At 38.8% G+C, this 10,526-nt stretch carries 5 protein-coding genes; all 5 read right to left on the reverse strand.

Going from position 1 to position 10,526, the window contains the following annotated elements; translation table 11 throughout:
* Nucleotides 1-93 precede the first annotated feature (93 nt).
* Complete coding sequence (locus FM038_RS13370; RefSeq protein ID WP_142871008.1) at nucleotides 94-1,518, reverse strand: mercuric reductase; 1,425 nt, start codon at nucleotides 1,516-1,518, stop codon at nucleotides 94-96.
* A 1,059-nt stretch (nucleotides 1,519-2,577) separates the two neighbouring features.
* On the reverse strand, nucleotides 2,578-3,372 hold the full coding sequence (locus FM038_RS13375; protein ID WP_199242695.1) for a cysteine hydrolase family protein: 795 nt from the start codon (nucleotides 3,370-3,372) through the stop codon (nucleotides 2,578-2,580).
* Between the two features lie 357 nt (nucleotides 3,373-3,729).
* Nucleotides 3,730-6,912 carry a response regulator gene (locus FM038_RS13380; protein ID WP_142871009.1) on the reverse strand — a complete coding sequence of 1,061 codons (3,183 nt, stop codon included), beginning with the start codon at nucleotides 6,910-6,912 and terminating at the stop codon, nucleotides 3,730-3,732.
* A gap of 102 nt (nucleotides 6,913-7,014) precedes the next feature.
* Nucleotides 7,015-9,810 (reverse strand): response regulator, encoded by a 2,796-nt coding sequence (locus FM038_RS13385; RefSeq protein WP_195873030.1) that lies wholly within the window; start codon nucleotides 9,808-9,810, stop codon nucleotides 7,015-7,017.
* Nucleotides 9,811-10,121: 311 nt separating this feature from the next.
* Nucleotides 10,122-10,457: a hypothetical protein gene (locus FM038_RS13390; RefSeq protein ID WP_195873031.1), complete on the reverse strand. Its 336-nt coding sequence runs from the start codon at nucleotides 10,455-10,457 to the stop codon at nucleotides 10,122-10,124.
* Nucleotides 10,458-10,526 lie beyond the last annotated feature (69 nt).

A 10,526-nucleotide genomic window follows, 5' to 3' on the forward strand; every position in this document is an offset into this window, starting at 1 on the left:
CCTCAGGCTTCCTTAACAAAAGCAAGTAACGATGAGAAAATCAAAAGACTTTATAATACCAATAAAAAAGCCCTCATTAGAGGGCTTTGCTAATTAATTATGTTTTTTCAATAATGTTAAATCATCCAAAATCCATGGCATTAACTCACCAACAGTCGGATGTGGAAACACTGTACGGCGAAGGTGTTTATATGACATTTTGGTTTGCATAAATGCTGCAAAAACACCAATAACTTCATCACCACCAGTGCCAAAAACTGTAGCCCCAACAATTTGTTCGGACTGTTTATCTATGAGAATTTTGACTATACCTTTGGTCTCTTGTTTTTCTCTCGCCCTAGCAATCCTCTCCATTGGTAAGGTTGCGATAAGAATATTTTTTTCCGTCTTTCTAGCCTCTGTTTCGTTCATGCCTATTCGCGCTAATGGTGGGTCAATAAACATGGCATAAATCATATTTCTTGTTGCAAGTGTTCTGTCTAACTCTGGGTGTTCTTTATTTAAGCCCACGAGACAACTGTAGTGGTCCCAAAAAATTTCACCGTCATTTACTGAAGTATGTGTAAACGCCCCTTGACCATTCACATCTCCAATTGCGTAAATATGAGGTTGATTCGTTTGCACGACTTCATTGACTTCAATAAATCCACGGCTATTCATTTGAATATTCGCATTAGACAAGTTCAATCTGTCACTATTTGGCTCTCTTCCTATTGCAAATAAAATATGAGAAGTATCAAGCGATTTATCCTCACCCTCATGCTTATACTGAATGTGAACTTTCTCTTGTTCACCTTGCAACAGTGCAGACACTTGGCAGACATGACTTTGATAAACAATATCAATGCCTTCAGATTTCAATACATCTTCAGCAATCAAAGCAACGTCTTGGTCTTCACGAAACATTAATTGTGGTCCTCGTTCAAAGACGGTGACTTTACTGCCAAAGCGGCGAAATATTTGCGCAAATTCAAGGCCGATGTAACTTCCACCAACAATGGCTAAATGCTCAGGTAATTCTTTCAAATCAAGTAAGCTATGATTATTTAACCACTGAACTGAACTCGCTCCTGGTGTATCAACATCTCTCGCCCGACTACCAACGTTTATCACTATATACTCACCGGCCAATACCTGCCCAGCAACACTAACTGTATGTTCGTCAACAAACTGTCCCAAACCTTTAAATACTGTACAGTTAGGGTGTTGTGATAACGAAAACTCTATCCCTTTATTTGCGCGGTTTCGGGCAAATATTTGTGGAGCCATTACTTTTTTAAAATCAACATTCAGTTCACCAATACTGAACCCAAAATCATCACCTCGTTTCGCTTGAAAAATGGCCCGTGCGGCAGCCACTAAGGTTTTTGTTGGAGTACAGCCACTGTTGACACAAGTGCCACCAAATTTGTCAGCCTCGATAACTGCGACTTTTTTCCCTGCTGCAAGTGCTCTCGGTAAGATGCTCATGGTCGCTTGACCTGTACCGATCCAAATAAGATCATATTGTTTACGCATAACGCTACCTCATTTTATGGATTGTTGTGATTAGTCAGCACCATTTAGCCCTAATTCATCATAAATAATTAAACTCATCAAACAGCATTAGAAGTTATTTAAGTTTGTGCAATTTTTACTAAAATATAGCTTAGTCATTTTATTTATGCTCTACATTACTTAAAGCCAATTTTATCCACCTTGACACCCTCTCTATTCATTCTTTTGACAAGCGCTACTTCAAGGACATGAAGTGTTAAAGCGACTAAAGACAAAGTAATTGATGTAATCAATATACAAAAAATAAAGAACTCTATAAAAGAAGGAAGTGAATGATTCATAGCGGTCACCTATTTAGAATATCTAGGGTAAACGAATCAATAAGTGAAGAACTTACAAATGATTCGCAGGATAAGCTGATCTAACAGTTTCAACGTAGTTATGAACAATATGGAGTCGGCTCCGCTGAACTTAAAATCATTATGTATAATGACGGCAAACAATGATGTGTTTGGAAAGAGTATCTATGTGTAATTTAGCAAGCTAAGTGGGTCACAATTATCAGGTAGAAGTGAAAATAAACACACTGTACTTATCCATCGCTAGTGTTAAGTTCATACACTCTTGAAAACTGTGTTGTTTTCTTTTATTAATACAGTGTAGATACTCGCTGAGTAAACTCTTACAGACTCATTTAGGCATCCCTTACGGAGAAGTCTAGATAGATATTTAATTGCTTAAATCACATCTTTCAAAAGAGACTTTCAACTTCTTTCTACCTGATGTGATCCACTTTTGTCAGGTTTCAATATAGGTTCACTAAGTGCTACATCCAGGTGGTAAAGCACTACAGCAATTAGTGCTAATATACCTATACTAATAAGAGTAAATAATGCAATAAACTCAACAATGTGCGGCATTGAACTTTCCATAGTATGACCCTATAAATTTATAATAGATGCTTACTACCTCAACTTGCTCCGTTCAAATAAGGGAGATTGTTCCCTTATTTGAACGGTCATTGTTCAGGCCTATAAATATGACTAAAAGCGCTAAAGCTGCAAGCTTAGAGAGTACTTCTTAGCGATGATGTTTTACAGTAGTATACGAACCTGAATATTGTTCACTTTTCGCTTCACGTAAGCGTTCAATAATCTGATCGGTATACGCAACTTCATGTGCTAAAAACTCGAAGTTCGTCAATGCTGCTTCATATGCCGCATCACCTGCTGCTGCAGTCGCATCTGCTAGAATAACCACATCAAAGCCATTTTCAATAGCATCTCGAGCATGAGACTCCACACACATATTCGCTGACATACCGTAAAGAATAATAGTCTCAATGCCATTCTGTCTTAGTTGAATCGCTGCATCACCTGACCAGAAATTACTCAAACCTTTATGCGGATTCATCACAATAGTATTATCATCAGGCTTAAGGTCTGGGTGGTAATCATGACCAAATGTCCCCTGGGCAAACATCTTGTTATCAAACATGATTTTGTCGATGCCATTCAAGCTCGTCCAGTTTTCAAAGTCTTTTGGTGTATACATATGCGTTGAGTAAAACACTGGTATGCCCACTTCTTTGGCCACACTCATTAGTTTTTTCTCTTTCTGAATGACTTGGTTCTTAATCACACCTGGACCAACTAAACCCCAAGCAGGGCTCTTTTCTGACAAGAAATCATTTTGAGGGTCTGTCACAAACATTGCTGTTTTAGACAGATCGAACTCAACTGTTTCCAAAGGCATGAACCCTTGCTTGTACACATACTTCGTTGCTTCCCCAGCCATTGCAGCACTTGATAATGCCATTGCCGAAAGACCTAAAGCAGCGGCGATACTTAATTTGATTGATTTTGACTTAAACATAATTTATTCCTCAATTTCCAAAAATGGACACTATTTGTGGTTGGATGGTCACAAATAGTGTGACCTTTGGCCATCCAAGTCCCTGGACTGAATGACGATGATTAACTCCGCTTTCGCGGTCTTAAATGGTTTGGGTCACCTGACCCGCTGAACTTGAAACTATTATGTCCAATGTCAGCCAATAAGGATGTGTTCGGATGATGAGGGAATGTGTTATTTAGTGAGCTGGATGTACAGAAGTATTTAAATGGCCACAGAGAGTAGAGTTTTATGCTTCACACTCTTGATAAATGGATTATAACGTAGCCTCAACGAGTGCAAGGCTACGCTTTAACAAAGGGACGACTCAAATAATAATTAAGGCTTAACCTGCTCTATTATTTTGTTGAGTTCAAGAAGTGCAGAGTCAAAATCATACTGAATCATATGCTCTGTCATTCTTTCAAAAAATTCTAGGTATTCAGCTAACTCAGGGGAGGACTTCAGCTTTTCGATAAGATCATCGGCTTCGGTGTCATAGTCTATTAAGCTATGACTTAACTGTTCAAGTTGCAAAGTAATAGATGGAGTACCTTCTATTCCTTCTACGGTAAAATTGGATGATTGATTAGGCTTGAACCAACGAGCCATTGTTTCATACATAAGTTCAACATTAAGCGGTTTCGAAATATGGTCGTTCATTCCAGCAGCAATCACTTTTTCCCGATCACCTACCATGGCATTGGCTGTCATTGCCAATATGGGTAAGCGCTCGAACTGTTGCATCTGTCGAATTGCTCTAGTCGCTTCATAACCATCCATAACAGGCATCTGGCAATCCATTAGCACCCCATCAAAATTAGGCTCCTGAGCTAGAATAGCTAAAGCTTTACGCCCATTATCTGCAACAACAACTTCTATATCACACTGCTGTAGCAGCTCCATTGCCAGCTCTTGGTTAATATCGTTATCCTCAACTAATAGTATTTTTGCACCTGATAAAAGCCTCATACTATCCAAACTTGATGTAGTGCGCTTCAAGCTAGAAGTACTAACCTCAACATGTTTACCTAGTGCATCCCCCATAGCTTCGAGCAAGGTGCTTGGGCTGACAGGTTTCGTTAATATTGATTGCAAATTGATTTTTAACTGTTCAATTCCTTTAAGTACCTCATCTCGGCTATAGGCAGTGACCATGATGATCGTAGGAGTGTTACTGAAATACTCTTGCTGTAGCTTTTGAACCACATCGATACCACTCATCTGAGGCATTTTCCAATCCATTAATATGAGTTCAAAAGGATTATCCGATTTGTCAGCCTCACGAATGCGTTCAATAGCTTTAACTCCATCACTTACTGACTCAGCCATAAGGCCAAAACCTTCAACCATGCACACTAATACATTACTCGCACAGGCATTGTCATCGACCACGAGTACTCTCAAGCCTTTTAGTTCATCGTAATGAAATGCACGGCTTATAGCCTTTTTTTGTTGTAGACCAAAACGAGCAGTAAAATGAAAAGTGGAGCCTTTCCCCTCTTCAGAGTCTACCCAAATACGCCCATTCATCATCTCTACTAACTGCTTTGAAATCGCTAGTCCAAGACCTGTTCCACCATACTTTCTCGTCGTCGATGAATCAGCCTGGCTAAAACTTTGAAAAAGTTTACTTTGAAGCTCATTAGACATCCCCATCCCAGAGTCCTGTACCCAGAAATGTAACTCTACTTCACCAGAGGTTCGGCTGAACTCTTTAACCCCAATGACAATCTCACCAGTTTCAGTAAACTTAACTGCATTATTACCTAAATTCAGCAAAATTTGATTAAGCCGCAACCTATCCCCAATGAGTTCTGTTGGAAGGTCTATGTCGATAGCGAACAGTAATTCCAGCCCTTTCTCTTCAGCATTGATTCCTATGAGGTTTGAAGTATTATCAAATACGTGCTCAAGCCTGAAATCACAGTTCTCAAGATCAAGTTTTCCCGCTTCAATTTTTGAAAAGTCTAAAATATCATTAATAATACCGAGCAAATTCTCAGCACTGTTATGCACCTTATCAATATAGTGCCTCTGCTTAGGTTCGAGTTGAGATTGTAAAGCTAGATGAGACATACCGAGAATGGCATTCATAGGAGTACGAATTTCATGGGACATATTCGCCAAAAATTCACTTTTAGAGTTATTAGCAGCAACAGCTTCCTGCCGAGCTGCGCTCAAGTTCTCCTCTGCTAGTTTTCGTTGAGTAATATCTCGAGAAAACGAATTAAATATTATTTTCCCGCTCTGCTTCAATGATGTCATAGCAACCTCAACAACAAATGACTCACCATCCTTACGCATTGCAGTTGTCTCTATACGGTTATTATTAAAGACTCCATTTCCAGTTTTTAAAAAATCAGAGAACTCTGAACATTCATCGTCATCATGAGACTCAAAGCAAATAAATCGAGTTATAGGCTCACCTAAAGCCTCACTCTCACTCCAACCGTAGGTGCTTTCAGCATGTTTATTCCATGCTAAAACATTGCCATTATGATCCATTCTAATAACTGCATCCATCGCTGTTGCAATAATGGAGTGCATCATTGCCTCACTCTGCTCTAAGTCTTGAGTACGACTTTTGACTTTGAGCTCTAAATTCGCCTTTTCAGCTGAAAGCTCCTGTTCAAGCTGTATCTTAGATTTATAAGTGTTTAAATAATCTAACAATAGCCCTGCCAAAGGAATTGTATAAGCTACCACTTTCAAAAAGTGTCCAATATTAAAGTGACTATCAAATACAGCGACCGAACCAAATGCCATGTGTATTTCAGTCATAGACTGGGGGATTAAACTAATCCATAGCGCATGAGTAAATAATGACGGCTGTTTAGTGTAAAGCTTAGGATAAAGCCAAAAACCACATATAAAATAAATAATTAACGGAAGTAGATCCCAAGGCCTCGAAACAAAAGAGTCTGGAAAAGTAGTTTGCGGCAGTTGGGTTTGAGTAGCACAATAGACTACGATTAGGTAAGCAATTAGACCAAAACTAAAACTTGTAAAAAGAATAAACGGTAAATTAGTTTTTTGCTTCCCCCTCAGTAGTAACAAGATGACACCAACCATTATGATTGATGCATTAAACACTCGTGAGATGGCCCATGTAAAGGGGATAAAATCCTGATTTGGTGCGGTTGCGGTTATCAGCCTATCTGCAGCAAGAATGTGAAATAGGTCCATACACCCCGCGGTAAATAATGCTACTCCTATGATAGGAGTTACGACATCTTTCTTTATTTGAAAATGAACAAAAGCAAGTACCACTGTTACAACCGCTATAACAATTGCACTCCATTCCAACAGGGTATGAATAAAGCTGCCGGATAATACACTAAACAGGAGATCACGGGATTCGATGCCAGATACCAGCTTCGCTTCTTCTAGGTCAAGAAAGCCATAATTAGAACTAAAGTCAGCACCTAAGAAATACATTAAAGCTGGTAATATACTAATGCTGATTGTTGCGATAATAAAAGAGTTCGGCACTCTGACAATTAATGGGCTATGTTTCATGAGTTTCCTTTCAAGTGACGATCTAAATACTTAGCTAATTAATGTCAAAACAGCAATAAAACATCACGTAATGATTGCCAGTCTTAAGAAAGTTACGAGAACTTATGACTCTAGAAGTAAGATAAGTAATTTGACTGCATTAAGCGCATCATCAAACCGATATTCATCTAACATATCTTCTAGCCTCTGAAGCTCTTTTGAGTATTTAGATAAACTTGGTAAACGCTTGACTAATTCAAACTGCTCTTCAGCTCCAGTATCATTACCTTCCAATAGCACTTGCAACTTACTTAGCTCTAATATTTCAGCCTCGCTAGCAACAGCTTTTTTACTCGCACAGTTATCATGGGCTGACAGCATAAGTTTTTCAATACCAGTGCTAGCTAAACCTCTACATTGAGGTGAGATCCACCGGGCCATAGTTTCATACATTAATTCCACATTGAGTGGTTTTGAAATATGGTCGTTCATTCCAGCCGTTATAACTTTTTCTCTGTCTCCTACCATAGCATTTGCTGTCATCGCTAATATTGGTAGGCATTCAAAGCATTCAATTTCTCTAATTTTCCGGCTAGCCTCATAGCCATCCATCACAGGCATCTGGCAATCCATCAATACACCATCAAAGTCAGGGTCAAGACCTAAAATATCTAACGCTTGCTGGCCATTTTCAGCCAATATGACCTCAATATCGCACTGCTGTAGCAGCTCAATCGCAAGCTCCTGATTAATATCATTATCCTCAACAAGTAATATCTTTGCACCTTTAAGCTTTTTCATACGTTCCAAACTTGAGGTATTTCGCTTTAAACTCGAGGTACTAACATCAACATACTTGCCTAAAGCATCCCCCATAGCCTCAAGTAAGGTACTCGGGCTAACTGGCTTCATTAATATGGATTGTAAACTTACTTCTAGTAACTCAACACCTTTAAGAACTTCATCACGACTATAGGCTGTAACCATTATAATCGTTGGCGTTTGGCTACAATATCTTTGTTGTAATTGCTCAACAACCTCAATACCATTCATTTTTGGCATCTTCCAATCCATCATCACCAGATCAAAAGGCCTACACTGCTTTTCTGCTTTGAGTACAGTATCTATTGCCTGAACACCATCAAAAGCAGATTCAACACTTAACCCAAAGCTCTCCAGCATCTCGACGAGTACATTATTGGCACATCTATTATCGTCAACGACCAATGCACGTAAGCCTTTTAATTCATCGTAATAAAAAGCACGTTTGGGTAGCTCCTCTTTCTGTAGACCAAAATGTGCTGTGAAGTGAAAAGTAGAGCCTTTCCCCACATCTGACTCCACCCAAATCTTGCCTTCCATCATCTCTATTAGTTGCTTAGAAATTGCTAGGCCTAGGCCGGTACCGCCATATTTTCTAGTCGTAGATGTGTCCGCCTGGCTAAAACTTTCAAAGAGCTTACTTTGAGTCTCATCATTCATCCCCATACCAGAGTCTTTTACCCAGAAATGTAATTCGATCCCCCCCTCGTTACGGCTTAGTTCTTCTACCCCAACTAAAACCTCGCCTCTTTCGGTGAATTTTACCGCGTTATTACCTAAGTTGAGTAGTATCTGATTAAGACGTAAACGATCTCCAATAAGTGCTGTAGGGATATCGATATTAATAGAGAATAACAATTCAAGACCTTTTTCTTCTGCATTAATACCAATTAGATTTGCTGTATTATCAAACACCTGTTCTAACCTAAAATCACTTTTGTCTATATCCAGTTTTCCAGCCTCTATTTTTGAAAAGTCCAAAATGTCATTGATTATGCCGAGCAAATTCTCAGCACTATTATGTACTTTTTCAATATAGTTCCTCTGTTTAGGGGCTAGCTGAGCTTGTAATGCAAGATAAGACATTCCAATAATGGCATTCATTGGAGTTCTGACTTCATGAGACATATTCGCTAAAAACTCACTTTTAGCTTTATTGGCTTTCTTGGCTTCTTCGATCAATTGGGTTTGAGTAGCCTCTAACTCTTTTTGTCGCTGAATATCAAAGACATACCCATCTAAAAACTGCTTACCACTAATATCACTATCAAAAAAGATCCCAATAGAACGTACCCATCTGATATCACCATTAGCTTTAATGATTCGATAAGTGATGTCGTGCATCTCTTTTTTTTCAGTAGTAAGAGCTACAGCTTCAATAACTTGGTCTAAATCTTCAGGATATATAATATCCACCCACTGCAACTTCTTTGACATAAAATCTTCAGCAGAAAACCCTGAAATTTCCTTAGCGCCATAACTGAAAAACTCTACAGGATAATCAGGTGCATTCTCTACTCGCCAAAACATACCAGGTATATTATCAAACAACTTTTGAGTATCGCTTTGAGCTTGCTTCTGCTTTGTTAAATCAATTCGTATCGAAACTAGTATGTTACCTATAGGAACGGTATGAACCTCCAGCTCGAAATCCCTTCCAGACTTAGACGTTGTTTTTACTTCCATGGGCTCAATGGGGAAGCCTGTAGCGACACTTTTATCAATTCTTGCTTGCCATTCTTTTTTAACCGTTTTGCGATACTCTGGAGAGGGGTAAAAATGAACCCAATGGTCATCAACGTGAGGGATATCCTCCTTAGTGTACCCAAGGAGATTAGTCAGAGTTTGGTTGAACGCGATAACCTTACCACCCGGATAAAACAGAGCAATAGGCAAAGGCAGAGAGCTAACTAACTTAATAAGCAGTAGCTCTTCTTGAGCGCTTCGATCACTTTCTGTTGATTTTAGCCCCATAACCTGGCTGATTAATGTTTTAGCAGAGCCTCCAAAATAGCCTCTACAACCAATAAAAAGTAAGAGTAAAGAACAAATGAAGCCAATAAAAAAAACTATCAAAAGTAAAGAATAGTTGCTCAAAGCAGTCTCCCAATATTATAAACAACATCACGCAATGATTAGTTCATTTGAAATACAACAACCAATTTACCACTAATTACGGCGCTGCCACAGCCAATAGGTTAACAATATGTATCGCAAGCAAACAAAATAACAACTTAATCTTAAGCCTCAAAAAGGTGAATACCTCATTCAAGTGAGGGAAGTATCTAACTCTCTGGTAAAAAACAAAAAGCACCTGTAATGGTGCACAAGGGCGAAGGAGAATGATCTCAACACTTAACCTATCTGAGGCATGATGAAACATATTACATAGCTGACTACCCCTTAGTTCAGGCCTTATCAAACTCTTCAACCAGAATTTCTGAATGGTGTTTCGAGATGGCAACACGATTCCAAATAAAAGGCAGCAATGGGTTAGGCAGCCAATATCTCCAAGCTAAACTCTTACTTACTTCACCTTTTGCATCAACGTAATCAAGCCACACATAAAGAAACTTATAAATACAAAAGCCAGGTAAATAGTTAGTTTTAAACCCATTTGTTTGAAGGTAATCTCGATGAATATAGTAATTCCCCTCAAAGGGTGTGATGTACCAGCCAACAGGCCCTTCAGCAATTAAAGTTTTTGATTTTGTATGAAAAATTCTGATATATTTTTTGCTCATAACCAATTCAACCTTTAGCTAATTAACGATCCCAAAGGTAACTTTTATCACAAGCTTGTATTAATGATT

Origin of the sequence: Shewanella eurypsychrophilus, assembly GCF_007004545.3 — a bacterium.
In the GTDB taxonomy this organism is placed as follows: Bacteria; Pseudomonadota; Gammaproteobacteria; order Enterobacterales; family Shewanellaceae; genus Shewanella; species Shewanella eurypsychrophilus.